Genomic DNA, 25,054 nt, shown 5'->3' with positions numbered 1-25,054 from the left:
TGGTTGATGCAAACGAAAAACGCCGGCATTGCCGGCGTTTTTTTTATCGTGTCAACAATGCCCGCGCGTCCTGCCCGGCTTCGCAATGCACGAAGAGGACCGGCAGCCCGTGGGCTTCCAGCACCGCGGCCATCTGACGCTGGCGCATCAGGTACTGGTCATAAATGCCCTGCAGGCGCTCGCAGTTGCCCTTGTCGTGGTTGTAGAACGCGCACCAACCCGCCGGGTCGAACAGTGCCATACGCACTTCGCCGTCAGCGTATCGAAGCAGCGGTTCTGGCGATTCATCCAGCCATTGTTCCGACTGTGGGGCCATCAGCGCCGTTTCGATCAGCGGCCACAGCGCGGCCAGGCCCTGGTTGTCGTACTGCATCGACATCATTGCGGCCAGGTCGTTCACCGTGAAATAGCGCGCGTGCTCGATCTGCGCGCCAAACGCGTTCTGCGCCAGCAGCGCAGTGTCGGCCTGGGCCATGCCCTGGGCCAGCAGCACGTCTTCCAGCGCGCCCGCCACGGCGGAGGTCTGGGCCACTTCGGTGCCGGTCAGCAGGAACGGCACCACCCGCAGGCCGCCGCCGGTAAGGCTGGCATCGGCCTGGAACGGCAGCGGCACTTCACCGTCGGCGCCAGCCCCGAACGCCAGCAGGCGCGGGCCTTCATTGCGGCCGGGCGCACGCATCTGCAGCTCTTCCAGGCGGCGGTGGATCGGCCAGCCCGGCCGCAGCACCTCGGCCGGGTCGAAATGGGCGCCGGCGAACACGAAGTCCAGCCCGCTTACGCCGGGAACCAGCTTGGCCAGGTCGCGGCCAACGCGGTCGGCCAGTTCACCGGCCTGTTCAGAGCCCAGGGCGGCGTTGCGTGGGGCGTCTCCTCCGGCCAGTTCCAATGCCAGTACGCCAAGGGCATTCATGCCGGGGTCGGGTTTGCTCATGGGATCACAGTTGGCCCATCACAGGGCGGCAGCTACACTTGCCCCCATTATGCCTGCTCCTTCGTGCAGGCCATGTTGCAGACACCCTTCCCATGCCAGGTATCTCCATGCCCAACGCTCGTCCCGTCGCCATCCTTGGTGGCGTCCGTATCCCGTTCTGCCGCCAGAACACCGCCTATTCGGATGTTGGCAACCTGGGCATGTCGGTGCGCACGCTGGGTGCACTGGTCGAACGCTTCGGCCTGCACGGCCAGCAGCTGGGCGAAGTGGCCATGGGCGCGGTGATCAAGCATTCCAGCGACTGGAACCTGGGCCGCGAAGCCACGCTGTCGTCGGGCCTGTCCCCGCTCACCCCGGGCATCACCATGCAGCGCGCCTGCGGTACCTCGCTGGACACCATCATCAACGTGGCCAACAAGATCGCGCTGGGCCAGATCGAATCGGGCATCGGCGGCGGCTCGGACACCACCTCCGACGTGCCGATCGTGTACGGCAAGAAGCTGCGTGCGCGCCTGCTGGCCGCCAACCGCGCCAAGACCACCGGCGACAAGATCAAGGCGATCCTGAGCGGCTTCAAGCTTTCCGAGCTCAAGCCGGAATTCCCGGGCGTGGCCGAGCCGCGCACCGGCAAGAGCATGGGTGACCATTGCGAAGACATGGCCAAGGAATGGAACATCTCGCGCGACTCGCAGGACGAGTGGGCGGTGTCCTCGCACAAGAAGCTGGCCGCCGCCTATGAGCGCGGCTTCTTCAACGACCTGATCGCCCCGTTCCGCGGCGTGGAGCGCGACAACATCCTGCGCCCGGACACCTCGCTGGAGAAGCTGGCCACGCTGAAGCCGGCGTTCGACAAGGTTTCCGGCCGTGGCACGCTGACCGCCGCCAACTCCACCCCGCTCACCGACGGCGCCTCGGCGGTGCTGCTGGCCAGCGAGGAATGGGCGCGTGCGCACGGCCACGAGCCGCTGGCCTACCTGCGTGATTCGCAGGTCGCGGCGGTGGACTTCGTGCATGGCGAAGGCCTGCTGATGGCGCCGACTGTCGCTGTGCCGGAAATGCTCAAGCGCAACGGCCTGACCCTGCAGGATTTCGACATCTACGAAATCCACGAAGCGTTCGCCGCCCAGGTGCTGTGCACGCTGCGTGCGTGGGAAAGCGAGGACTACTGCCGCAACCGCCTGGGCCTGGACGCGCCGCTGGGCAGGATCGACCCGGCCAAGATCAACCTGGTGGGTTCGTCGCTGGCCACCGGCCACCCGTTTGCGGCTACCGGTGCGCGTGTGATTGCCACGGCTGCCAAGCAGCTGGCCGAACGCGGCGGTGGTCGCGCGCTGGTGTCGATCTGCACCGCCGGCGGTATGGGCGTGGTGGCGATCGTCGAGCGTTGAGTCAAACGAATTTGAAATGAAAATGGCCACTGGAGGGTGGCCATTTTTTTTGAGTGTGCGGGGGGCCGGCCGGTGGCCGGCACCACCGGTTACGGGATTCGTGGGTTTCCGAATGCGTCGCGGTCGACCGGATGGTCCAGTACTGGCGCCGGTTCGCTCATCAACGACTGCTCTTCAACGGTTGCGCGCTCCGGGACCACCGTCGCCAACGGCGCCGTCGTCCGAACCAACACCACGCGTTCCTCGCCACGCTGCTGGCGCAACGCATTGCCATAACACTGTGCGGCCAACGCCGGCTCACCGCGCGCGGTAAACACCTCACCTAGCGCTTCCCACGCATCCGGGCCGGCACCGGCGGCGATCGCGCGGTGCAGGTAATCCTCGGCTTGAACGTGGTCGCCCTGGCGTACTGCAATGCGGCCCAGCGCCAGCAGCAACGCTGGGCTCGACGGCTGCTGGCCCAACCAGCGCTGCAGGTTGGCCTGGCGCGTCGCCAGTTTCTCCACCGGCATCTGCCCGTACAGGGTCACCAGCGATTCGTCCCAGCGCGAATCCAGCGCCTGCTCGAGGTTGAGCAGGGCCGGTTCGTCCCAGTCCAGCGCCACGGCGCGCAGGGCGTAGGCGGAGACCACGTCCGGGTCGCTGCGCAGCGCCTTCGGGGTCGCTTCCCACTGCGCGGCCAGCGCATTCACGTCGCCCGCTTCCAGCAGCGACTGCGCGGCCAGGCGCACTTCCAGTTCCGAAACCGCATCGTCCGGCAGCACCTTCTGCTTGCGCAGCGCGCCGAGCTGGCCATAGGCCTCATGCGCGCGATCCGCACGCGCCAACGCTTCGGTGCGCAGCCACAAGCCGCGCGGCGGCAGCGGCTGGATGCCCGGGGCGTCCAGCGCGTTGATCGCATCCACCGGGCGTTCCTGCCGCAGCAGGCGTTCGGCCTGCATCAGCGCGTAGGCCGTGGCATCGGAGGTGGACAGGCGCTGCAGGTACTGGTCCACCGCCGCCTGGTCACCGCGTGCTTCTGCACTGCGCACCGCCGTGGTGTACGCCACCGCAGTCACTTCGTCGTCTTCGGCAGCAGTAGCCAGCAGTTTTTCAGCGCGCTGCCAGTGGCCGTACTCATGCGCCTGCAGGCCTTCGATCAGGCGTGCGCGGCCCTGCTTGCGACGGTAGCGGCCCCACGCCCGGAACGGCGAGGCCACCAGGCTCCACAGCAGCCACAGCACCAGCAGGGCCACCAGCGCCATCAGTGCCACCTGCGGCACGGTGGAGCGGTAGTCATTGCCGCCGGCGCGGTAGATCACCTCGCCGTACTGGCGCAGCGATTCGGTACCCAGCCATTGCGCGGCCACCACGCCCAGCACCACGGCCAGAAGCAGCACCACCACGGAATAAATCGGCTTCATCTATCAACTCCCATCGCGCATGGAGCGCAGTTGCTGCAGGGTGCTGCCCAGTTCGGGCAGCGGCGGGCGTAGCACTTGGGCGCGCAACTGCTGCAGTTCAACACGTCGCTCGCGCAGGCCGGGTGAATCCGGCCACAGGCGCGGCATCCACAGCGCCACGCGGTCCAGCGACTGTTCAAATTCCGACTGATTGCCGCGTTCCACCGCCGCGCGGGCCAGGGTAAGTTCCAGCTGCAGCGAGTCCCACGCGGCAGCGCGTTCTGCACCGGTGAGTGGGCCCTGCGCGGCGGTGGGTGTAATGGTCACGAACGGTGCCAGCACCTGGTGCCACCACGGCGCGGTTGCGCTGCCGGCGGCCGGCACGATCTCTTCGGGCAGCGCGCCCACGGCCTGCGCGAAGCGGGTCAGGCGCTGGTTGATCTCCGCGCGCGGGCCCGGGCCCAGCGCATCCACTGCATTGCGCTCCTGCATCAGCGCCTGGCGCAGGTTGAGGAATTCCGTGCCCTGCACTTCGTCCAGCGCGGCCGATGCCAATGCGTACAGGCGGCGTGCGCCGTCCACGTCGTCGGCGAAGGCCAGCCGCTGGCCGGCCTGGCTGAGCAGCAGCTCGGCCTCCTCCAGCTGCAGCGTCTGCGCGTTGTGGCGGGTGCTGTCGGCCAGCCGCGCCAGGTTTTCTTCCAGCAGCGCGTTGCGCTGGCTCAGGCCCAGCATTTCATCGCGCAGCACGCGGTTGGTGGCGGCGGCGTCCTGGACCCGCTGCGAGGTGGAACGCTGGTCGCGGCGCAGGGCCTCCACGCTGCCGGCCAGGCCTTGCACCAGCACGTTGGCCTCGGCCTCGCGCTGGGCGCTGCGCGCCTGCTGGGCCTGCCACTGGGTCCAGCCCCAGGCGGCGCCGCCCACGATTACCGCTGCTGCGGCAATCGGCAGGATCCAGCGCAGTGGTGAATGGGTCGGGGGCGGAGCGTCTTCGTTCATGCAGTCTTCCTTGTCGCCCGCGCCGGTGCATTCACGAGCTGGCGGGCGCTCAGGCGTACAGCATCGCTCGCCGCCCAAGGGACCTGCAAGGCCGGAACCGACCCCTGTTCAGCAATCTGCGCCGGTGGTGATCGCAGCGTGTGCGGCGGCCGCCAGCTGGGCCGGCACCGGGCCGTCGGCCAGGCGCACCCGGGCGAAGCCGGCCTCCTGCGCGAGCGCCGCCAGGCGTGGGCTGGCGGCCACTACCTGCTGGCTGCGCAGGCGCGCCAGCAGGTCTTCCGGAAGCTGCTCCAGCAACAGGCCCAAGGCTTCGGCACTGCTGAGCGCCAGCACCCACGGGCAGGGTTGGCGACGCAGGCGCTGCAACTGGCGGGGTGGCAGGCGCAGCGGCTGACGGCGGTAGACGTCCACCCGCTGCAGCTGGGCGCCACGGTCCTGCAGGGTCTGCGCGATGATCCCGCGCCCGCCCGGGGCGGTCACCAGCACCGCGCGCAGGCCCTGCAGCTGGACCAGGGCAGGCAGGTCGAGTAGGCCCTCGCTGTCCATCCGCTGCGGTGCCTGTACATCGGTAGCGCCGTGCGCGCGCAGCGCCGCAGCAGTGCCTGCGCCCACCGCAAGCCAGGTGCCGGGGTGCGGCGCATCCAGCGGCACCAGCCGCGCCGCCGCGTGCACGGCGGCCGGGCTGCTGAACACGACCCGGTCGGCGCCCAGCGCCTGGGCCAACGCGGCACGGGTGGCGTCATCGCGCTGCGCCACCAGGGCCCAGGGCGACAGCCCCAGCACCTGCGCGCCCAGCGGTGCCGCAGCGCGGCGCAGCGCCGCGTGCTGGCCGCGCGGGCGCAGCGAGAGCAGGGTCCATTCCGGCACATGTGCGGGGCGCTTCATTGCGGGCATTATGCGAGGCCTTCGCCGTAACGTCGCCGTACCGATGTCCGAATCCGATTCCCCCACCGCGCACCTGGCCGCCCTGCAGCAGGTCCTGGAGCGCATGCCGCCGGTCGCGGCCATGCAGATCCGCGTGGATGGCTATTCAGAAGGCGTGCTCTCCCTGCGCGCGCCGCTGGCCGCCAACGTCAACGACAAGGGCAACGCCTTCGGCGGCAGCCTGTCCTCGGCCCTCACCCTGAGCGGCTGGGCGCTGGTCACCCTGCGCCTGCGCCTGGCCGGGTTCGACGCCGATGTGTACGTGGCCGACAGCCACGTGCGCTATCTGGCCCCGGTCTACGAGGACCTGACAGCCCAGGCCCAGGCCGCCGACGAGGCCGACTGGGAGGCGTTCCTGGCCACCTTCGCCCAGCGCGGCAAGGCCCGCATCGAGGTGGTGGCCCGCCAGCCCGGCGAAGCCGGAAAACCGGCAGCTGAACTGAGCGGACGTTTCGTTGCCTTCGCAAGGCGGTAGGATGGGCGCCTTGCCGATTGGGGAATTCGCATGCGTCGTACCTTCCAGATCCTGCTGTTGAGCCTGCTGTCGCTGACCAGCATGTCCGTGCTGGCCGCCGACCCGAAGAAGATCACCAAGGGCCAGCGCAAGCAGCTGGAAGAGACCCAGATCAAGTACGACTCCACCATGCGCTGGGGCACCGTGGAAGACGCGCTGCCCTACCTGGACCCGGAAAAGGCCAAGGAGCACCCGCTCACCGACCTGGAGCTTAGCCGCTTCGAACAGGTGAAGATCTCCAGCTATCGTGCCGGCGAGAACGTCCCGCTGCCGGACGGCACCATCGGCCGCAACGCCGAAGTCCGGGTCATCAACCTCAATACCCAGTCCGAGCGCACCGCCCGGGTCCGCGAGATCTGGCGCTGGGACGCCGAGGACAAGCGCTGGCTGCAGGCCAACGGCCTTCCGGACCTCTGGCAGGACCGCTGAGCCCCTGTCGGGGCCCCGCAGGGCGCCGGTTCGCCCGCATGTGCGACAATCGGCGCCCGCTTATCGACCCGTGATCTGAGTGAATTACGAAGAGCTGCTGGCCTTTGCCGGCCGAAACCCGATGTTGTCGATGGCCTTCGTGGGCCTGACCGTAGCCATCCTCGTCACCGAGGTGCGTCGCCTCATGCGCGGCTACAAGTCGATCAAACCGGCTGAACTGACCCAGCTGATGAATGCCGGCGGCGCGGTCGTGGTCGACCTGTCTGCGGGCACCGATTTCGAAAAGGGCCACATTGCCGGCAGCCGCAACGTGCAGCCTGCCCAGTTCGGGCCGGAGCACAAGCTGGTGGTCAACGCGAAGCAGAAGCCGGTGGTGCTGGTGTGCCGCACCGGTACCGCCTCGGAAACCGCCGCCAAGGCGCTGAAGAAAGCCGGTTTCGAGCAGGTCCACGTGCTCGATGGCGGCCTGCCTGCCTGGCAGCAGGCCGAGCTGCCGCTGGTCAAGGGCCGCAACTAATTTGACGGATTTGGCCGGCACGCCTTGTGCGCGCCCGCACACGCCCCCATCGCAGGGCATGTAACAATCCATTACTACTGCATTTATTTTTTGGAGCATCAGGAAATGTCCGAAGACACCATCACCAACGGCGCTGTCGCGCCGGCCGACGCCGCCACCGGCCCCGCGTTCACCGTCGAGAAGATCTACGTCAAGGACGTTTCCTTCGAGTCGCCGAACGCCCCGGGCGTGTTCAACGAAGCCGTCCAGCCGGAGCTGCAGCTCAACCTCAACCAGCGCGTGCAGCGCCTGGGTGAGAGCGCCTTCGAAGTGGTGCTGGCCGTGACCCTGACCTGCAAGGCCGGCGACAAGACCGCCTATGTGGCCGAAGTGCAGCAGGCTGGCGTGTTCGGCCTGGTCGGCCTGGACCCGCAGTCCATCGACGTGCTGCTCGGCACCCAGTGCCCGAACATCCTGTTCCCGTACGTGCGTTCGCTGGTGAGCGAGCTGATCCAGGCTGGCGGCTTCCCGCCGTTCTTCCTGCAGCCGATCAACTTTGAAGGCCTGTACGCCGAAACCCTGCGCCAGCGCCAGGAACAGGGCGAAACCTCGCTCGCCGATTCCGAGCCGGCCGGCAACGCCTGATCGGCGCTGCAGTGGTACCGATGAACGACACCGCAGACAAGATCGCCGTTCTCGGCGCAGGCTCCTGGGGCACCGCCCTGGCGAGCCTGCTGGCGCGGCACGGGAAACAGACCGTGCTGTGGGGGCGCGACGCGGCGATGGTGGACGCCATCGACCAGCGCCACGAGAACACCCGTTACCTGCCGGGCATTCCCCTGCCGGAATCGCTGCGTGCCACCACCGACCTGGCTGCGGCCGTCGAAGGCGCCACGTGGATCCTGGTGGTGGTGCCCTCGCACGCCTTCGGTGAAACCGTGCGCGCGCTGGCGCCGCTGCGTCCGGCCAACGCCGGCGTGGCGTGGGCGACCAAGGGCTTCGAGCCCGGCTCCGGCCGTTTCCTGCACGAAGTCGCGCGCGAGGTCCTCGGACCGGACGTGCCGCTGGCGGTAGTAACCGGCCCGTCGTTCGCCAAGGAAGTCACCCAGGGCCTGCCGACCGCCATCACCGTGCACGGTGATGACGCCGAGTTCGCCCAGCAGGTGGCCGAAGCCATGCACGGCCCCGCCTTCCGCGCCTACACCGGCGACGACATGGTCGGTGCCGAGCTCGGTGGCGCCATGAAGAACGTGCTGGCCGTGGCGACCGGCGTGGCCGATGGCATGCAGCTGGGCCTCAACGCCCGTGCCGGCCTGATCACCCGCGGGTTGAATGAAATGCTGCGCCTGGCGGCCGCGATTGGCGCCAAGCCAGAAACCCTGATGGGCCTGGCTGGCCTGGGCGATCTGGTGCTGACCTGCACCGGCGACCTCTCGCGCAACCGTCGTCTCGGCCTCGCGCTGGGACGTGGCCAGAGCCTGCAGGACGCCGTACGTGAGATTGGCCAGGTGGTGGAATCGGTGCAGACCGCCGACGAAGTCATGCGCCAGGCCCGCCGCCACGGCATCGACCTGCCGATCTCGGACCGGGTCCGCGCCGTACTGCACGGCGAACAGACCCCGGAAGAAGGCCTGCGCGCGCTGCTGGCGCGAGAGCAGAAGCCGGAGTATCCGGATACGCTGTTCAAGTGAGCAAAGAAAAACCCGGCGAAAGCCGGGTTTTTTTTTGAAGCGCAATCACAACCCGATCTCGGTGCAACTACTTGCAATGCCGCGCGCTGGCTGACCACGCACAATGTGGCGCAATGAATGACTTCTCGAACCGCCAACAATCAACACATGACCAGGCAATCGAAGCTTGGTTGCGCGATTGCGTGCTTCCAGCGGCGCGCGCGCTCGAGGCTGAACCAACCCAAGCCACATCCTTGGAAGATGTCCGCAAGCATCTGGCCAAGCGAAGAGCCGAGCGCCACCTAGCCGCTTCGAACCCCAGCCGGTAGAGCCGGGCTCTGCCCGGCTGCTCGTAGCACCAAAACCGCCTTCCCAAAAAAGCGAAGCCCGGCGGAGGGCCGGGCTTCATGACGCGTGGGAGAGAGGTCACACGCCATCCAACAACGTACCGTTGTTCTGTTGCATTACCAGGTGAAGCGCGGGCCCACGAACCACTCGCGGTCGCCGGCCTTGGCCAGCTTCACTTCGCCGCTCAGGCCCCAGTTCTGGTTGAACTTGGCCTGGGCGCCGACACGGCCGTAGAACTCGCCGTCCGGGTTGATGCCGTGCTTCTTGCTGAAATCTTCGTAGCCGGCCAGCGCGTAGCCTTCGATCATCGGGGTGAACGCAGTGCGCACGCCGACTTCGGTGGCATAGCCGTTGAAGTCCAGGCCGTGCTTCGGGTCGAACTTCTGGTACGCGACGCGAGCCACCAGGTCGGTGGTCGGCGCGATGCCGTAGTTGTAGCCGACGCCCACGCGCCACTGGTCAACATCGGCGTTGCCGCGCTTGGTTTCCTGCGAGTTGTAATCGCCAAAGACGTGGAAGTTCGGCGCAATGGCAACCGAGCCCTTCGCGGCCCAACCATCAGCGTCGCCACCCTTGGCGTCAGTGTTCACGTAGCCGCCTTCAACGTAGTTGTAAGACAGGCCATCGGCGGCCGAAGCAGCGAACGGCAGTGCAGCGACCAGGCCCAGGGCAAGCAGGGAAGACTTCATCATCGGGAACACACCTTTTTTATTTTGGTTTTGCCGGCCGCCCGCTCTGGGGGAGGGGAGAGAGAAGGGCGGTCGACAGGTGTAAATTATCCGTTAGCCGACCTAATCGACCCTGAATATTGAACTGACCGGTACATGAATAAGGTGCGCGTTCAGGGAACTAGCTGGTGATGGCGGGTCAGCGAGGTTCGCCCGTCGGTAACTTCTCGCCGTGCCAGTGCCGACTTATCTCAGAAGTCATCATTAATGATAGGAAATGTCGCATTTTCTATCTTTTATGATGGATATGGCAGACTCGACATCCCAGATTGCCCGCGGCTGGAGATGTTGGAGCCGCCATCTTCCATGGGAAGATGTGAAGGTGAGAGATCTGTCATAGATGATAGGATTTACCGCAATTCCTATCATTTATGACTGATATGCGCCGGAGCTCCGCCGACTACGCGACGTCTACCACCATGAACTCTGCAAAGCATCTTGCAGGGCTGGTGAAGAACGCCCGCAAGGCGCGCGGATGGTCGCAGGAGAGCCTGGCGGAGCGTGCCCGGATAAGCCCAGCCACCATGAATCGCCTGGAGAAGGGCAACGTCAGCATCTCGCTGGGTACATGGCTGGCAGTCATGGACCGGCTTGGCCTGCTGCACAAACTCGATCAGCTTCAGGACCCCGTCTCGGACGCGATCCTGGAGCGGACCCAGACCAAGCATCCGGTTCGCCACGACCCTTCCGATCTGGACTTCTGACCCGAGCCCAACCCATGCCCTATGTCTTTGTGCACCTTCCCGGTGAAACGGATGCTGTGCCGGCCGGGCTCCTGACGTTGACCGAACAGGGGATCGATCTGCGGGCATCGCAGTTCGCCTACGGCAGGCGCTATCCCCTCCGGCGAAATCCTGGAGCGATCGCCGTTGATCCGGTTTCACTGCCGTTGGATCAAGCGGCGGACCTGCAGGTTCCGATAAACGGCTTGGCCATGTTCGGCGCGCTGCGGGACGCCACACCGGACGACTGGGGCCGTCGGGTGATCGAGAACCGGCTGGGCGCGCCCGCCAACGGCTTGCCCGAATCGCGGTACATGCTGGAAGCGGGCAGCAACCGGGTCGGTGCGCTGGACGTGCGGTCGGCGCTGGACAGCGAACCCCATGACGGCGGCCTGCCATCGGCAATCGATCTGCAGTACCTGGTCGACGCTGCAGGACGTGTGGAAGAGGGGCTGCCGGTTCCGAGGCACCTGGAGCATTACTTCATGGGCGCGCCGTCGCTCGGCGGTGCGCGCCCAAAGGCCACTGTCGTTGACGGTGGACGCGAGTGGATCGCAAAGTTTCCGTCCATCAGGGATCGCTTCAACGTACCCAGCGTCGAGCGAGCCACACTGGAACTGGCGCGGCGTGCAGGTCTCTCGACACCGGCTACGAACCTTCAGACCTTGGCTGACGGTCGGCAGGTGATGCTCATCGAGCGTTTTGACCGCGTCCCTGCGGGTGGCGGAATGAGCCGGCGGCATACCGTCAGTGCGTTGACCATGCTGGGACTGACCGAACATGACTCGCCCGACTCAAGTTACGCACAGATCGTGCGCACGATCGAGCAATGGGCGGCCGACGGACGGGTGACTGCACAGCGAGAGGAACTGTTCTCCCGCATGGTATTCAACATTCTGGTGACCAACGACGACGATCACCTGCGAAACCACGCGTTCGTACACGATGACGGCGCCTGGAACCTCAGTCCGCTTTATGACGTTGTGCCCAAGCCACAGGCTGGTACCGAGCGTAACCTTCACTTGGGGGTAGGGCCCCAAGGTCGCAGAGCAACACTCGGCAATGCCCTTGCAGGTTGCGGCGACTTCGGACTCACCCAACCCCGCGCGGCTTCACTGATCGAGCTCATCGTGGGAGTTGTTCGTACCTGGCGCGCCGTGTTCGAAGAACTGCAGGTCTCCACTGCAGATTGCGACGCCGTTGCTACGGCTTTCCGCAGGGCCGGTGATATCGGCATGAGAGACGTCGAGAGATTGCTGTAATCAGAGTACTGTACGTACCACCACGAGTGCGCCGAAGATGGTGCCGATAAGTCAGAGAACCAAGGAATGGACTGGACGCATCAGGACGCCACCGAAAAGCCCCCAGCCACCGATCTCGGCAACCGCATCATCAAGGTCAACCACGCGGGTGAGCATGGTGCGGTAAACATCTACACCGGGCAGATCCTCCTGGCACGGGTGACTGCGCCTCATATGGTGGCCGAGCTTTGCGAGTTTCGTTCGCACGAACAGCGGCACCGCGCGATCTTCCGCGCTGAGCTGGAGCGACGTGGTCGCCCGCGCTGTCGAAGCTATCACCTGTGCGGAGCAGGCGGGCTGGTCCTAGGCCTCGTCACCGGCCTGTTCGGCAGCGCGGCGATTTCAGCAACTACTACAGCCGTCGAGAGCGTGGTGCTGCGCCACCTGGAGCATCAGCTTGAGGTACTGCGCGGCAACGACCCTGACGCTGTCATCGCCATCGCATCCATCGTTGCAGAAGAGCAGCAGCATCATGACCAGTCACTGGCCCATGGCCAGACTCGCTCTTTCTGGGCAAGGCTGCTTGATCCCATCGTGACGAACTCCACGGAAGCCGTCATCTGGATGGGCATGCGGCTATAAGCCGCAACTGGATGGCATCGCAACGCCATCAACACTCACGATGGCGTCCAGCCGGATCCGGCTGCCGTCATCCAGCAGCATGTGTTCCTCACCGTTGTGCGCCTGCAGGTCGCTGATGCGCGCCTGCACGGTCTGCAGCTGGCCGGAAGTGTCCAGGTACTCAATCGCAACACGGCGGCCAGTGGTCGCCGTTGCCTCAAGCACGTCGTGGAATTCGCAATCGATGGGAACGTAAGTAGAGTTCATTGCCGCAGTCTCCTCAAGGTTGCTGGCCGGAAACACCGGCCAGCCCGTTGTACTTCCTTCAACGCAACTTCACGCCCGGGAAGTCCACCGGCACCGCGAACGCCACGTTGACGTAGTTGGTGAACAGGTTCAACGCAATGTGGGCCAGGATCTCCACGATCTCTTCGTCGTTGAAGCCCACGCTGCGCAGCTGCGCCACGTCGCTGTCGTCGATCTGGCCGCGGCCTTCCACCACGCGCAGCGCGAAGTGCAGTGCGGCTGCCGTCTTCGGATCGTCCGAATCGCCGCCCTGCGCGGCGCTCATTTCCTGGCTGCTGGCGCCAGCCTTGCGGCCCAGTGCGGTGTGCGCGGCCAGGCAGTACTCGCAGGCATTGCGGTTGGCGATGGCCACGGCGATCTTTTCGCCCAGCGTGGCCGGGATGACGCCGCCGCCGAGGGCGCCGAACGAGCCCCACATGCTCTTCAGCGCGGCGGTGGAATTGGCCACGGCGCGGAACATGTTCGGGGTGGCACCGAAGGCGGAATGGATCTGACCGAGCAGGGCCTGGCGTTCGCCGGTGGTGTCCTGGGGGGTGACAAGGGGGATACGGGACATGGCTTGGATTCCTGTTGAGTGCCGGCGCGGTGTGGCCGGTTGATGGGCATAATAGGAACCCGTTCGGGACGTTTGGTGTCTGTATGTCGCTGATAGATGTCAATTCGTCCATTACGTCGATTGACCGGCTCAGCCCGGTGCTGGAGCGCTTCCGGGTCGACGCCACCCTGTTCCACGCCGGTCCGCTGTGCGGCCACCAGACCTTCGACGCGCAGCCCGGGCGCGGCTTCCTGCACGTGCTGCGCCGGGGCGAAATGGACCTGCTGTACCGCGACGGCAAGCAGCTGGCGCGTACCCACCTGTGCGAACCCACCCTGCTGCTATTCCCGCGCGCGGTGCACCACGAGTTCATCAACCCACCGGTGGACGGCTCGGACTTCACCTGCGCCACGCTCGACTTCGACGGCGGCCTGCGCAACCCGATCGTGCAGTCGCTGCCCGATGTGATCCTGCTGCCGTTGCGGGCCATCGATGGATTGCAGGCCACGCTCGACCTGCTGTTCGCCGAATCCGACCGCACACGCTGCGGTTCGCGCCTGCTCGCCAACCGCTTGTTCGAAGTGGTGCTGATCCAGGTTCTGCGCTGGATCATCGATCACCCCGACCAGGCGCAGGTCTCACCCGGCATGATGCTGGGCCTGTCCGATCCGCGCCTGGCCAAGGCGTTGATGGCAGTGCACGCCGCGCCCGATGCAGAGTGGACGCTGGAGCGCATGGCCGCGCTGGCCGGCATGTCGCGCAGTGCGTTCGCGGCCGCGTTCAAGACCGCCACCGGCACCACGCCGGCGGCGTACTCGCTGGACTGGAAGCTGAACGTGGCCACGTCATTGCTGCGCGCTGGTCGCCCGGTGAAGCAGGTGGCACTGGAGCTGGGCTTCGCCGATGCACCGACGTTCTCGCGCGCCTTCCGCCGCCGCACCGGTGCCTCGCCGCGCGAATGGTTGAACACGCGCGGCGAAGCGGGTTGAGCGCGCCTTACTTGTTGAGGAACGCCACCAGCGCAGGCATGGTCTGGTCCGGCGCTTCTTCCATCAGCCAGTGGCCGGAGCCTTTCACCAGCACGCCTTCCACATTGGTATCCACCATCTTGGCCTGGTCAATCAGGAACTGGCCACCGGCCTTCTCGCCGGAGAGCACCAGCATCGGCATGTGCAGCGGCGTCTTCGCAAACCCTGCAAAGTCCTTGGCATCCTGCTCGAACGCCTTGAAGTATTCGAACCCTGCACGCATGCCACCCGGGCGCGCGTATTCGCTCGCATAGAACTGGCGATCCGCCTCGGGCACCGAGTGATTGCGGTCGGCCGCGAAGTCATTCCAGAAGTGCTCGAAGTAGGTGCGCTCGCGGCCGTCCACCAGCTTCAGCGGCGTCTCGCCGTAGAAGTGGAAGTGCCACAGATCGCGCAGCAGCCACACATGGGTCCAGTCGCCCACGCCGGGCAGGAACGCGTCCATCAGCACGATGCTGTCCACTTCATCGGGATACTGCGCCGCGTACGCATACGCCACCATCAGCCCGATGTCGTGGCCGACGATCTTCACCTTCGGGTAGCCCAGCGACTTCACCAGCGCGTGGATGTCCTGCGCGAGCGTCTTCTTGTCGTAGCCACCGTCTGGCTTGGACGACTGGCCGGCGCCGCGCAGGTCCGGTGCGATCACCACGTGGTTGCCCGCCAGTTTCGGCATCAACGGGCGCCACATGTGGCTGGTTTCGGCGTAGCCGTGCAGCAGTACCACCGGCGAGGTGTCGCCCTCGCCAGCCTGCAGGTAATGCAGGGTCACGCCGTTGACCTCGGCGCTGTGGCTCTGGATGGCGCCGGCGCCAGCGGCGTGTGCAGTGCCCTGCACGGCCAGCAGCACCAGCAGGGCGCTGGCCGCGCGGCGGAACGAACGGGAAAGCAGGTTCATGACAGTCTCCGGGAGAATAGACAGGGTTACAGTTGGCTCATGCCGCCGTCGGCGATGATTTCGGTGCCGACGATGTAGGCCGACTCGGGTGAGGACAGATGCAGCACGGTGGCGGCGATCTCTTCCGGCGTGCCGAAGCGGCCCAGCGGAATCTGGCTCTGGATCTGTGCGGCGGTGGCGTCCAGCGCGGCCTTGTCCAGGCCGAGCTTTCCGTAGATCGGCGTGCTCACCGGGCCCGGGCTGAGTACGTTCACGCGCACGCCGCGCGGCAGCAGTTCGGCAGAGAGCGTCTTGGCCAGCGAGATCACGGCCGCCTTGCTCGCTGCATACACCGAGCTGTTCGGCATGCCGATGCGCGCATTGATCGAGCCGTTGATCAACACCGAGGCGCCGCTGTTGAGCAGTGGCAGCAGTGCCTGCAACTGGAAGTACGGGCCCTTGATGTTGGTGTTGAAGGTCAGGTCCCACAGTGCTTCGTCCACGTCGGGGTAGGCGGCGAACTTCGCCGCACCGGCGTTGAGGAACACCGCGTCCAGCCGCACCTGCTGCTCGGCCAGCGTGGCGGCCAGGGCGCGCGCGGCGGCGAGGTCGCCGGCGTCGTTGACCACTGCGATGGTGTTGGCACCGAGTGCGGCCCGGGCCTGCTCCAGGGCGGCCGCATCACGGCCGGTGATGACCACCCGGGCGCCCTCGGCGATGAAGGCGTGGGCGGCGGCCAGACCGATGCCGCTGCTGCCGCCGGTGACGAGGACGGTTTTGTTGTTGAAACGGTTCATGCTGATCTCCTTCGATGGTGGCGTTGTGCCGTGAGCCCATACTGCTCGAGCGTTTCCCTGTTTCCGTGCCACAATCGCGACGAACTCGTTCGAAAGGATCGAACATGTTGTCTGCCGACGAACTGGCCCTGCTCGACGCCATCCGCGAGACCGGCAGCCTCTCGCGCGCGGCCGCCCGACTGGGCAAGGCGCCCTCCACGGTCTCGCATGCCGCCCGGCAGCTGGAGGCGCGCTTCGATGCCCTGTTGTTCGACCGCCGCCGCTACCGGCTGCAGCTCACCCCGGCCGGCCAGCTGCTGGCCCAGGAAGCGGCCCGGCTGATGCTGGACGTCTCCCGCCTCACCCGCCGCGTGAAGCAGGTGGCGGGTGGCTGGGAAGACCGGCTGTGGATCGTCACCGACGAGATCCTGGAGTTCGACACCCTGCTGCCGGTGATCCAGTACTTCGACGCACTCGACTCCGGGGTCACCCTGCGCATCACCCACGAAGTGCTCACCGGCACCTGGGACGCGCTGCGCGATGGCCGAGCCGACCTGGTGGTGGGGGCCACCAACGAGCCGCCGGTGATCCCCGGCCTGCGCTGGTTCGAGCTGGGGGTGATGGAGTGGGTGTTTGCAGTGGCCCCGCATCACCCCCTGGCCAAGGTGGAAGAACCGCTGGATGCGGCGACCCTGCAACAGCACCGCGCGGTGGTGGTGGCCGACACCTCGCGCAAGCTGGAGGTGCGTGGCTACGGCGTACTCGGCGGGCAACCCTCACTGGCGGTGCCCAGCATGTACGCCAAGGTCCGCGCGCAATGCGCTGGGCTGGGCGTGGGCTGGCTGCCGCGCGAGCGCGCCGCCGGCCTGCTGGCACGCGGCGAGCTGGTCGAAAAGCGCGTGGCCAACCCGCGCGAACCGAACCTGCTGTACGTGGCCTGGCGCGGCGACCACCAGGGCAAGGCGCTGGACTGGTGGCTGGCGCAGTTGAAGCAGGAGCGGCTCGCCGCACGGCTGGTGAAGGGAATCGCGATCAGCTGACACGGCGATGCCCCGCGAACGCAATGCTCATGCGCTGCGCTCTTCTTCAACCGCGGCACTTGCAGGCAGGTGTCGCTCGATCCACTGCTTGAAGTCGCGCACCACGCCCTCGCGCCCCACGTCGTTCAACAGGTCATGCGCGTGGTCCTTGTACAGCAGCAGCGTCTTGTCTGCCGACCCCGCGTTGTCCTCGAACACCTGGCTGCCCGCCGGCACGGTGACCTTGTCGGCGGTGCCATGCGCGATCAACACCGGCAGCCGCAGGGTGGGGAATCCGCGCTTCAGCCGGTCGATGCCGACCAGCATCTGCGCCACGGTCAGCGCGGTCTGCTTCTCGTTGGCGATCAAAGGATCCGCATTGAGCGCGGTCACCACTTCGGGGATGCGCGAGAACTCCTTGTTCGGCAGCTTCAACACGCGCAGGGTGGGGAACGGGCCGCTCAGCCAGCGCACCAGCGACAGCACCGCATCCGGCGCGGGCACCTGGAAGGCGTAGCTTTCGCAGATCAGCCCGGCCAGTTCGTCCTGGTGCCCCAGCGTGTACGCCGAAGCGATCACCCCGCCCGCGCTGTGCCCGAGCAGGAACACCGGCAACCCCGGCTCGCGCGCACGCGCCACGTCCAGCAGCGACTGCACGTCCGCCAGATAGTCGTCGAAGTGCTCCACATGAAAGCGCGGTCCGGTGGACTTGCCACGCCCACGCAGGTCCACCGCATACACCGCCAGCCCCATCGCCGTGAACTGCGCGGCCGCCCACTGGTAATGCCCACTGTGCGAGTTGAACCCGGGAACGATCGCCAGCACCGCACGCACCGGGCCGCTCGGCCGCCAGCTGCGGATGAACAGCTGGCGCTCGCCGCCGCTGATGAATTCCTCGGTGCGCGACGGCGCCGACCCGCGCGGCTCGGAGGGCACCGCATGCAAAGCTGCAGGGGGAACAGTGTTCATGGCCGATCCTCGAAACGTGGGGGAGGGGTGTCAGCTCTGCAGGAACGCCAGCAGGTCCTGGTTGAGCTGGTCTTTCGCGGTGTCGCCCAGGCTGTGGCCGCCGCCCGGGTAGATCTTCAGCTGCGCGCCCTTGATCAACTTCGCCGAGCGCAATGCAGCCGCTTTGATCGGCACGATCTGGTCGTCGTCGCCGTGGATGATCAGCGTGGGCACGTCGAAGCGGCCCAGGTCGTCGGTGAAGTCGGTTTCCGAAAATGCCTTGATGCAGTCGTAGGCATTCTTGTGGCCGGACTGCATGCCCTGGTTCCACCACGAGCGGATCAGGCCTTCAGAGACCTTCGCGCCGGGCCGGTTGAAGCCGAAGAACGGGCCGGTGGCCACGTCCAGGAAGAACTGCGCACGGTCGGCAAGGTAAGCCGCACGGAAGCCGTCGAACACCTCGATCGGCAGTCCTTCGGGGTTGTCGGCGGTCTTGAGCATGATCGGCGGCACCGCGCCCATCAGCACCGCCTTGGCTACGCGCTGGGTGCCATGGCGGCCGATGTAGCGGGCCACTTCGCCGCCGCCGGTGGAGTGCCCGACCATGGTCACATCGCGCACGTCCAGGTGTTCGAACAGCTGCGCCAGGTCGTCGGCGTAGGTGTCCATGTCGTTGCCGTCCCACGGCTGGCTGGAGCGCCCGTGGCCGCGCCGGTCGTGCGCGATGCAGCGATAGCCGTTGCTGGCAAGGAAGAACATCTGCGCTTCCCAGGCATCCGCGTTGAGTGGCCAGCCATGGCTGAAGGACACCACAGGGCCACTGCCCCAGTCCTTGTAGTAGAGGGTGGTGCCGTCTTGGGTGGTGAACAGGCTCATGGGCTGTCTCGGCGGGGAAGTGGGCGGTCTACGCAGCCTCACATGCAGGCGTGGCACCAGCATCTGTCGTTCGGGCGCGCGGGTCGTCCCCCATCCGGGGGCAGTGGCGGCGGCGCGGCCACGCCTATGCTTGGACCGTGGCCTGCACAGGGAGCCCGCTCATGCTCGACCGTCTTGCGGTACTGGATGAGATTCTGGAATGCCATGCCGGCGTGCTGGGGCGGGACTACCACCCGTACCGCAACCACACCTACCGCGTGGCCAACTTCCACTGGTGCATGCTGCCGGGCTCGCTGGAAGACCTGTACGTGCTCTCGGTGGCGGTGGCGTTTCACGACCTCGGCATCTGGACCGCCGGCACCTTCGACTACCTTGAGCCTTCCGAAGCACTGGCCCGGCAGTACCTTGAGGAGCGCGAGCGCCCCGAGCTGATCGACGTGGTACTGGCGATGATCCGCGAGCACCACCGCCTCTCGCGCATGCCGCGCGACCAGGACCGGCGCATCGAAACCTTCCGCCGCGCGGACTGGATAGACGTTTCACTGGGCGCATTGCGCTTCGACCTGCACCCGGACGACTTCACCCGTATCGTGCGGCGCTTCCCGCGCCTGGGCTTCCACCTGCGGCTGGTGCAGTTCTCGTTGAAGCACGGCCTGCGCCATCCGCTGCGGCCGCTGCCGATGCTGAAACGCTAGCGACTACTCTTCCAGCCGCACCAGCCCACGACGCAGCGCGATGTGGATCGCCTCGGTGCGGTTGCGCGCACCGATCTTCTCGAAGATGCGCGCCAGGTGCGACTTCACAGTCTCGGCGGAAATGCCCAGCGTGTTGGCAATGCGCTTGTTCTCCCAGCCCTGCGCCAGCGCCGAAAGGATGGATAGTTCGCGCGCCGTCAGCGCTTCCTCACCCAGGTGCTGCGCGATCTCTTCGGAGATCTCCGCCGACAGGCAGCGCTTGCCCTGTGCCACCCGGCGCACCGCGTCGATCAGCTCGCCGCGCAGCGAGCTCTTCAGCAGGTAACCGCAGGCACCGGCCGCCAGCGCCTCGCGCGCATTCGCATCGCCGCGGTAGGTGGTGAGGATCACCACCCGCGCGCCGGGAAACTCCGCGCGCAGGCGGCGGGTCATCTCGATCCCGCCAACGCCCGGCATCTGCAGGTCCACCAGCGCCACGTCCGGCAGCAGGCGCCGGAACTGTTCGAGCCCCTCATTGGCATCGGAGGCCTCGCCGACCACGGCCATGTCCGTCTCCACCTCCAGCATCGAAGCGATGCCCTGGCGGATCAGCGGATGGTCGTCGACGGTGAGGATGCGGATGGTCATGGGCGGGTCCGGGTCAGGAGTGCACCGTGCCGCCAGACGCGCCGCAACGCAAGCGTAGTTTCCGAAGCCCGCCGCTCAGTCATCGCGCCGGCCACCACCGGCCCGCCACCGCGGCAGCTGCAGCCGCACCCGGGTACCGCCGCCGGGCAGCGCCTGCACGTCCAGCGTGCCGCCGCACAGCGCAGCGCGCTCGCGCATGCCGGGCAGGCCCCAGTGGCCGTCCGCGCCGCCCTTGGCCAGCACCTCGTCCTGGATGCCGCAGCCGTCGTCGTCGATCTCGACCGTGGTGCGCAGCAGCCCGTAGGTAATGCGCACGGTGATGTGGGTGGCGCTGGCGTGGCGGCAGGCGTTGGCGAACGCCTCGCGCACGATGCGGTACACCTCGCCCAGTTCAGGCTGGCGCCAGCGACGCGGGCGGCCGTGTACTTCCAGCTTGAAGGCCACCGTGGGCGGCAGTTCCAGCAGCGCGGGCAGCGTGTTCACTGCCGCCTCCAGGTCATCGCCAGTGGCCTCATCGCGACGCAGTTCGCGTATGCGGTCGCGCCCTTCCACCAGCCCGGACTCCGCTTCTTCCAGCGCCTTCGCCAATCCGGTTTCGGCGGCCGCCGTGTCCCCGGATGCCAGCCGACGTCGCGAAGACTCGATGCGCAGCATCAGCGCCTGCACCGACTGCAGCAGCGTGTCGTGCAGGTCGCGCGCAATGCGCTCGCGCTCGCCCACCCGCGCCCGATACACCCGCTGCATGCGCTGGCGCGCCACTGCCACCCGCCAGCGCACGAACAGCCACACCAGCACGGCGCCCAGTGCCAGCATCGCCAGCGCGAACCACGCGGTCTGCCAGAACGCGGGCAGCACGGTCACGTTGAAGGAGGCCTGCTGCTTCGACCACGCGCCGGTGTCGTCGCTGGCAATCACCCGGAACCGGTAGCTGCCAGGTTCCAACCGGCTGTAGAGTGCCTGGCGGCGGGTACCTGCTTCGCGCCATTCCTCGTCCACCCCATCCAGCCGATAGCGGAAGCGCACCCGCTCCGGCACGCGCAACGCAGGCGCGGTGTAGTCCACGCGCAGGTCGCGGCTGCCGGCGGGCAGGCGCAGGTAGGGTGAGAGGGGTACCGGCTTGTCATCCACCTGTAGGCCCAGCAGCGTGGGCGGCAACGGCGCCGTGGAAGGATTGCGCGCGATGTGGCGCGGGTCGATCCAGTGCACGGCCCGGTTGGTGGCGAACCAGATGCGGCCCTGTGCATCGGCCAGGATCGACGGCAAGCTGCCGCTCTGTTCAGAGCTGCCACGCAGCCCATCAAGCACGCCGAAGCGCTCGAACGCTACTGCATGCGAAGGGTCCTTGCGCCACATAAGCACTTCCGCAGCCGGTACGCGGGTCAAACCGTTGCGACCACCCAGCCACAGCTCGCCATCGGGCAGCAGCACGATGCCGTTGGTCTTCTCGAAGGTTTCGCCATCGCGGCCGAGCAGCCGGTGGAAGGTTTCGTTGGCGCGCATCGAAACGCCGCGCGCGCCGCCTATCCACAGGGTGTCGCCGTAATACTGCAACGCCGAGATGCGACCGATCTCCGGGCCGCCTTGGTTAAAGTCCTGCTTTCGGCCGTTCTCGAACATGCGGATGGTCTGGCCCGCGTCGCTCCAGATCCGCCCTTGCGAATCTTCAGCCAAGGCACGTGGCGTGGAGCCTTCCTGCATGCCGTACTTCGCGTTCTGCGCTTCCCATTTGCCATTGAAGAACCGCAGCAACCCGCCATGCAGGCGGCTCACCCACAGCCCACCGGCGCGGTCGCTGGCGATCATGGTCACCACGCTGTCGCCGGCCAGCTCGGGGGGCAGCGGTACGCGCTCCAGGCCGGTGGCGGTCACCTTCGCTATCCAGCCCGTAGCGCTGCCCATCCACAGGGTGCCGCTGGCATCGCGATGCAGCGCGCTCACGCGTCCCATCGTCGGCCCGCCCAGCTCCTGCACTTGGCCACCGTTCGGCGCGGCCGGGTCTGGCGTCACCCACATCGGGCCGCGGTCCGCATTGCCGACCAGCATGCGGCCACCGTCGCCCGGCGCCATCACGAACGACTGGTCGCGGCGCGGCAGTGCGATCGCCGCCAGCGCGTTGTCGCGGAAGCGGTCCAGTCCATTGGCCGTGCCCGCCCAGACGTTGCCTTCGCGATCCTCGAACAGCGTCCACACCACTTCCGAGGTAAGCCCCTGCGCCGGCCCGAAGTACTCCGGCTTGGGCAGCGTCACGCCGGGGCCGGGCGCACGCAGCGAGCTCGCCTCACGCACGCGTGCAATGCCGCCCTCGGTGCTGAGCCACATGCCGCCATCGCGGTCGAAGCGCAGGCCGCCGCCCTTGAAGCCAGGGTCCAGCCAGCTGAGAGTGGCACGGTCATGGCGCGGGTCCGGGTTGGCATGGGCCAGCGGTCGTGCCCCCCAGTAGTCCACCGCCCAGACCGTGCCGTCGGCGGCCTGGTCGAAGTAGGGAATCTGTACCGCCTTGGGGTAGGGCGCGAACCGCGCAGCGTGCGGTGCCAGGTAAGCGATGCCGAACGTGTCGCCATGCGTGTAGCCGATCCACAGCCCGCCCTCGCGATCAGCGAACATCCGCTCTGGCTGCCACGCCGGGTTGAAGCCCATCGCCTCCCCGGTCTTCCAGGTATCGTTGTCCGGGTCCAGCCAGACCAGCGCCGCCGGCGTGATCGCCCAGAGCCGCTTGCCGGCATCGCGCGCGAAGGCCATCACCGAGCCCAGCGGCACATCATCGCGCTGGTACTCGTACTGGCTGGGGTGGGGGCCACCGAGCCGGCTCATGCCGCCGCTGAAGTAGCCCACCCATACCGAGCCATCGGGCTCGGCCAACAGGCTGAGCACATCGTCATCGATCAGCGCCTTGCCACCGGCCTGGGTGATGCGTTCGAAGCGCACCCCGTCGAAGCGGAACAGGCCTTGGCGGGAGCCGATCCAGAGCAGGCCATCGGGGGTCTGTGCGATGGAGAAGATCTGTGCGGGCGCGCCTTCTTCGGCGGTCCAGCGGTCGTGGCGGAGCTGGGAAAGGGCGCGATCCGGGGAGAGAGCTTGGGCTGGGAGTGTGGCCAGGAACAGGAGCAGGCAGAGCAACGCCCCAACGGCGCCATGCAGGGGCCGGTTCGTGACGTGCGGGGATGCAGGACGAACCGGAAGCCAGGGCATGGTGGCGGAACCAGTGGGTGGGGGTGCGCGATCGGCGGAGTATGCCATGGCGCAAAAGCCCAATGGCGCGAGAGTCCTCGAGGAAGCATGGATTGTCGGACGAGGGTAGGGTCGGTCCCCAGACGACCGCCGATAGCATTGATCGGCGCGGATGACGCATGACACTTCGCCGAAGGAACGCGTACCGCCTGGCGGCGGGTAGATGCCCCAGCGCCGGCAGGTTAACGGCAAGGAAAGATATGATCGGGACAGGTGGGTCGACATTTTCCCAGTCGCCCATCCAACAATACCCAACGGAAGCGTAAAGGAAGACGCATGGCAGCACTGAAAACGAGAAATACAGTCCTCCGCACGCAGCTCGCCGTGGCGCTGGTTCTCGTGGCGTCAGCGGCCGCTGCCAAACCTTCTGCAGAAGCCACCTTCGACGACTGGCTATTAGCATTCAACAGTAACGACAAGGCCAGGATCCAAGCCTTCAATCAGCGTTATTTCGCCGACCCGAGTCACAACCTGGATTACCTCATTGACGCCCGCGAGGAAACCGGCGGACTTGACGTGGTGAAGGTCGAACGCGATGAGCCGACGATCTTTGTAGCAATGGCGCGGGAGCGCAATTTTCCCGCGTACCGTCGGATAACGATCATGTCAGGAAAATCGGACGATGCAGTGGGTCCCGAGATCAAGCAGGAGCCTCAGCGATTGCCAGATGACGAGGCGCTGAAGGCGCTTGATTCGTTCGCTACGCACCTTGCGAAAGCGGACCGATTTTCCGGCGCGCTTGTGATTGAGCAAAATGGAAAGCGGCTGTACGGCAAGGCATTCGGTCTGGCGGATCGCGAAAAGAGCGTGCCTGCGGAACTCGACACCCCATTCCTTTTCGCGTCTCAAGGCAAGATGTTCACGGCAGTGGCGGTACTGCAGATGATTCACGCCGGAAAGTTGCATTTCGACGATCCCATCGGGAAGTACTTGACCGAGTATCCGAACAAGCAGATGGCCAAGGTGACCGTCCGACAGTTGCTCTCGCACCAGGGCGGGACCGGCGACATTGGCGTCCTCCAACCGGAAGAAGGAAACAATCGCGCTTGGGTCCGGTCCATTGATGATCTCATCAAGCTAAATGGCAATCGCGCGCCATCCTTTCCGCCAGGATCCGCATTCGAGTACTCAAACTACGGCTTCGTGCTGCTTGGCGCACTGATAGAGAAAGTCAGCGGACAAAGCTACTACTCATACGTGGAACAGCATATCTTCCGTCCCGCGGGCATGCTCGCCACGAGCTTCCCGGAGATTGAGCACATGTCCGGTGCCGCAGAAGGTTACACCCAAGGCGAAGATGGAAGGCTGGTACGCAGTGCAAGCCAGCTTCCATGGCGGGGCTCTCCAGCCGGGGGTGGAGTCTCCACTGTCGAAGACCAGATTCGCTTCGTGGCCGCCCTAAAGACGGGCATCTTGATCCCGCTACCCATGTTGAGCGAAGCAATCAAGCAACAGACGGAATGGTACGGGTATGGATTCATCTCTTCTGGACCCGAAGAGTTTCCGCATTGGGGCCATGGCGGAGGCGCCGCAGGAACCAGCGCCGCCCTTTCCATCTACCCATCAAATGGCTTGACGATGGCTTGTTTGAGCAACCGAGATCCCCCCGTCTGCGATCGACTGCTTATCAATCTCCATTGGCATATGTCTCCGCCGCCGCCAGTATCAAGATAGGCACCTGTATCCCCTTGGTTGTAGTGCCAAGTACGCACGGGAGCAGTCAGGCGCTCTCACTGGACTTCGTTGGAA

At 66.3% G+C, this 25,054-nt stretch carries 26 protein-coding genes; 13 read left to right on the top strand and 13 right to left on the bottom strand.

Translation table 11 applies throughout. The features are described 5' to 3' along the window. Window positions 1–43: 43 nt before the first annotated feature. Window positions 44–931: a hypothetical protein gene (locus C2U58_RS01890; RefSeq protein ID WP_102944310.1), complete on the bottom strand. Its 888-nt coding sequence runs from the start codon at window positions 929–931 to the stop codon at window positions 44–46. Between the two features lie 92 nt (window positions 932–1,023). On the opposite strand from C2U58_RS01890, the gene C2U58_RS01885 reads away from it, so the two are divergent. Next, window positions 1,024–2,319, top strand: coding sequence for an acetyl-CoA C-acetyltransferase (locus C2U58_RS01885; RefSeq protein ID WP_102944309.1), 1,296 nt, complete (start codon window positions 1,024–1,026; stop codon window positions 2,317–2,319). A gap of 89 nt (window positions 2,320–2,408) precedes the next feature. Here C2U58_RS01885 and C2U58_RS01880 read toward each other — a convergent pair whose 3' ends face one another. The 3 genes from C2U58_RS01880 to C2U58_RS01870 all read right to left on the bottom strand — a co-directional run bounded on the left by C2U58_RS01880 (window position 2,409) and on the right by C2U58_RS01870 (window position 5,582). Further along, the gene (locus tag C2U58_RS01880) at window positions 2,409–3,722 is read right to left on the bottom strand and encodes a heme biosynthesis HemY N-terminal domain-containing protein (RefSeq protein ID WP_102944308.1); all 1,314 of its coding nucleotides are present in this window, start codon (window positions 3,720–3,722) and stop codon (window positions 2,409–2,411) included. A gap of 3 nt (window positions 3,723–3,725) precedes the next feature. Continuing rightward, entirely contained in the window at window positions 3,726–4,697 is a 972-nt protein-coding gene (locus tag C2U58_RS01875; protein ID WP_102944307.1) for a uroporphyrinogen-III C-methyltransferase, read from the bottom strand. Window positions 4,698–4,805: 108 nt separating this feature from the next. Next, window positions 4,806–5,582 carry a uroporphyrinogen-III synthase gene (locus tag C2U58_RS01870; RefSeq protein ID WP_102944306.1) on the bottom strand — a complete coding sequence of 259 codons (777 nt, stop codon included), beginning with the start codon at window positions 5,580–5,582 and terminating at the stop codon, window positions 4,806–4,808. A 43-nt stretch (window positions 5,583–5,625) separates the two neighbouring features. On the opposite strand from C2U58_RS01870, the gene C2U58_RS01865 reads away from it, so the two are divergent. The 5 genes from C2U58_RS01865 to C2U58_RS01845 all read left to right on the top strand — a co-directional run bounded on the left by C2U58_RS01865 (window position 5,626) and on the right by C2U58_RS01845 (window position 8,751). Next, a complete protein-coding gene (locus tag C2U58_RS01865) occupies window positions 5,626–6,096 on the top strand; it encodes a YiiD C-terminal domain-containing protein (protein WP_102944305.1) in 471 nt (156 codons plus the stop codon). A gap of 30 nt (window positions 6,097–6,126) precedes the next feature. Beyond that, window positions 6,127–6,564 (top strand): hypothetical protein, encoded by a 438-nt coding sequence (locus C2U58_RS01860; RefSeq protein WP_102944304.1) that lies wholly within the window; start codon window positions 6,127–6,129, stop codon window positions 6,562–6,564. 79 nt (window positions 6,565–6,643) lie between these two features. Further along, on the top strand, window positions 6,644–7,081 hold the full coding sequence (locus tag C2U58_RS01855; protein WP_102944303.1) for a rhodanese-like domain-containing protein: 438 nt from the start codon (window positions 6,644–6,646) through the stop codon (window positions 7,079–7,081). 105 nt (window positions 7,082–7,186) lie between these two features. Then, the gene (secB, locus tag C2U58_RS01850; RefSeq protein ID WP_070208285.1) at window positions 7,187–7,705 is read left to right on the top strand and encodes a protein-export chaperone SecB; all 519 of its coding nucleotides are present in this window, start codon (window positions 7,187–7,189) and stop codon (window positions 7,703–7,705) included. 20 nt (window positions 7,706–7,725) lie between these two features. Continuing rightward, on the top strand, window positions 7,726–8,751 hold the full coding sequence (locus C2U58_RS01845; RefSeq protein WP_102944302.1) for an NAD(P)H-dependent glycerol-3-phosphate dehydrogenase: 1,026 nt from the start codon (window positions 7,726–7,728) through the stop codon (window positions 8,749–8,751). 443 nt (window positions 8,752–9,194) lie between these two features. On the opposite strand, the gene C2U58_RS01840 is transcribed toward C2U58_RS01845, so the two are convergent. Continuing rightward, the gene (locus tag C2U58_RS01840; protein WP_172448050.1) at window positions 9,195–9,767 is read right to left on the bottom strand and encodes an Ax21 family protein; all 573 of its coding nucleotides are present in this window, start codon (window positions 9,765–9,767) and stop codon (window positions 9,195–9,197) included. 458 nt (window positions 9,768–10,225) lie between these two features. Here C2U58_RS01840 and C2U58_RS01835 point away from each other — a divergent pair, with 458 nt between their 5' ends. From C2U58_RS01835 to C2U58_RS01825, 3 genes are all read left to right on the top strand, one after another. Further along, the gene (locus C2U58_RS01835) at window positions 10,226–10,510 is read left to right on the top strand and encodes a helix-turn-helix transcriptional regulator (RefSeq protein ID WP_172448047.1); all 285 of its coding nucleotides are present in this window, start codon (window positions 10,226–10,228) and stop codon (window positions 10,508–10,510) included. 14 nt (window positions 10,511–10,524) lie between these two features. Beyond that, window positions 10,525–11,790: a HipA domain-containing protein gene (locus tag C2U58_RS01830; protein WP_172448046.1), complete on the top strand. Its 1,266-nt coding sequence runs from the start codon at window positions 10,525–10,527 to the stop codon at window positions 11,788–11,790. Between the two features lie 66 nt (window positions 11,791–11,856). Further along, window positions 11,857–12,411 carry a demethoxyubiquinone hydroxylase family protein gene (locus tag C2U58_RS01825; protein WP_102944298.1) on the top strand — a complete coding sequence of 185 codons (555 nt, stop codon included), beginning with the start codon at window positions 11,857–11,859 and terminating at the stop codon, window positions 12,409–12,411. Here C2U58_RS01825 and C2U58_RS01820 read toward each other — a convergent pair. Both C2U58_RS01820 and C2U58_RS01815 read right to left on the bottom strand, forming a co-directional pair. Continuing rightward, window positions 12,406–12,657 (bottom strand): hypothetical protein, encoded by a 252-nt coding sequence (locus tag C2U58_RS01820; RefSeq protein WP_102944297.1) that lies wholly within the window; start codon window positions 12,655–12,657, stop codon window positions 12,406–12,408. The two genes, C2U58_RS01825 and C2U58_RS01820, sit on opposite strands and share 6 nt — an antisense overlap. A gap of 58 nt (window positions 12,658–12,715) precedes the next feature. Then, window positions 12,716–13,252: a carboxymuconolactone decarboxylase family protein gene (locus C2U58_RS01815; RefSeq protein ID WP_102944296.1), complete on the bottom strand. Its 537-nt coding sequence runs from the start codon at window positions 13,250–13,252 to the stop codon at window positions 12,716–12,718. An 83-nt stretch (window positions 13,253–13,335) separates the two neighbouring features. Between C2U58_RS01815 and C2U58_RS01810 the strand changes: the two genes are divergently transcribed. Beyond that, window positions 13,336–14,220 (top strand): AraC family transcriptional regulator, encoded by an 885-nt coding sequence (locus tag C2U58_RS01810; RefSeq protein ID WP_102944295.1) that lies wholly within the window; start codon window positions 13,336–13,338, stop codon window positions 14,218–14,220. A 7-nt stretch (window positions 14,221–14,227) separates the two neighbouring features. Here the strand turns inward: C2U58_RS01810 and C2U58_RS01805 are convergent, their stop codons facing one another. Together C2U58_RS01805 and C2U58_RS01800 are read right to left on the bottom strand one after the other, a co-directional pair. After that, window positions 14,228–15,157, bottom strand: a complete 930-nt coding sequence (locus C2U58_RS01805) for an alpha/beta hydrolase (protein WP_102944294.1) — start codon at window positions 15,155–15,157, stop codon at window positions 14,228–14,230. A 26-nt stretch (window positions 15,158–15,183) separates the two neighbouring features. Continuing rightward, on the bottom strand, window positions 15,184–15,933 hold the full coding sequence (locus C2U58_RS01800) for an SDR family oxidoreductase (RefSeq protein WP_102944293.1): 750 nt from the start codon (window positions 15,931–15,933) through the stop codon (window positions 15,184–15,186). A gap of 104 nt (window positions 15,934–16,037) precedes the next feature. On the opposite strand from C2U58_RS01800, the gene C2U58_RS01795 reads away from it, so the two are divergent. Further along, window positions 16,038–16,952 (top strand): LysR family transcriptional regulator, encoded by a 915-nt coding sequence (locus C2U58_RS01795; protein WP_102944292.1) that lies wholly within the window; start codon window positions 16,038–16,040, stop codon window positions 16,950–16,952. A 27-nt stretch (window positions 16,953–16,979) separates the two neighbouring features. Here the strand turns inward: C2U58_RS01795 and C2U58_RS01790 are convergent, their stop codons facing one another. Together C2U58_RS01790 and C2U58_RS01785 are read right to left on the bottom strand one after the other, a co-directional pair. Next, a complete protein-coding gene (locus C2U58_RS01790) occupies window positions 16,980–17,900 on the bottom strand; it encodes an alpha/beta hydrolase (RefSeq protein ID WP_102944291.1) in 921 nt (306 codons plus the stop codon). A 30-nt stretch (window positions 17,901–17,930) separates the two neighbouring features. Further along, entirely contained in the window at window positions 17,931–18,755 is an 825-nt protein-coding gene (locus C2U58_RS01785) for an alpha/beta hydrolase (RefSeq protein WP_102944290.1), read from the bottom strand. 161 nt (window positions 18,756–18,916) lie between these two features. Between C2U58_RS01785 and C2U58_RS01780 the strand changes: the two genes are divergently transcribed. Further along, window positions 18,917–19,450, top strand: coding sequence for an HD domain-containing protein (locus C2U58_RS01780; protein WP_102944289.1), 534 nt, complete (start codon window positions 18,917–18,919; stop codon window positions 19,448–19,450). A 3-nt stretch (window positions 19,451–19,453) separates the two neighbouring features. Here C2U58_RS01780 and C2U58_RS01775 read toward each other — a convergent pair whose 3' ends face one another. Next, complete coding sequence (locus tag C2U58_RS01775) at window positions 19,454–20,077, bottom strand: response regulator transcription factor (protein ID WP_102944288.1); 624 nt, start codon at window positions 20,075–20,077, stop codon at window positions 19,454–19,456. A gap of 75 nt (window positions 20,078–20,152) precedes the next feature. Continuing rightward, window positions 20,153–23,194, bottom strand: a complete 3,042-nt coding sequence (locus C2U58_RS01770; RefSeq protein WP_172448045.1) for a sensor histidine kinase — start codon at window positions 23,192–23,194, stop codon at window positions 20,153–20,155. Window positions 23,195–23,581: 387 nt separating this feature from the next. Between C2U58_RS01770 and C2U58_RS01765 the strand changes: the two genes are divergently transcribed. Beyond that, a complete protein-coding gene (locus C2U58_RS01765; RefSeq protein ID WP_102944286.1) occupies window positions 23,582–24,979 on the top strand; it encodes a serine hydrolase domain-containing protein in 1,398 nt (465 codons plus the stop codon). Window positions 24,980–25,054 lie beyond the last annotated feature (75 nt).

Source organism: Stenotrophomonas sp. VV52, from assembly GCF_002893095.1.
Lineage (GTDB): Bacteria > Pseudomonadota > Gammaproteobacteria > Xanthomonadales > Xanthomonadaceae > Stenotrophomonas > Stenotrophomonas aracearum.
The sequence above is the reverse complement of the archived record's forward strand: the minus strand, read 5'-3'. Positions and strand labels throughout refer to the sequence as shown.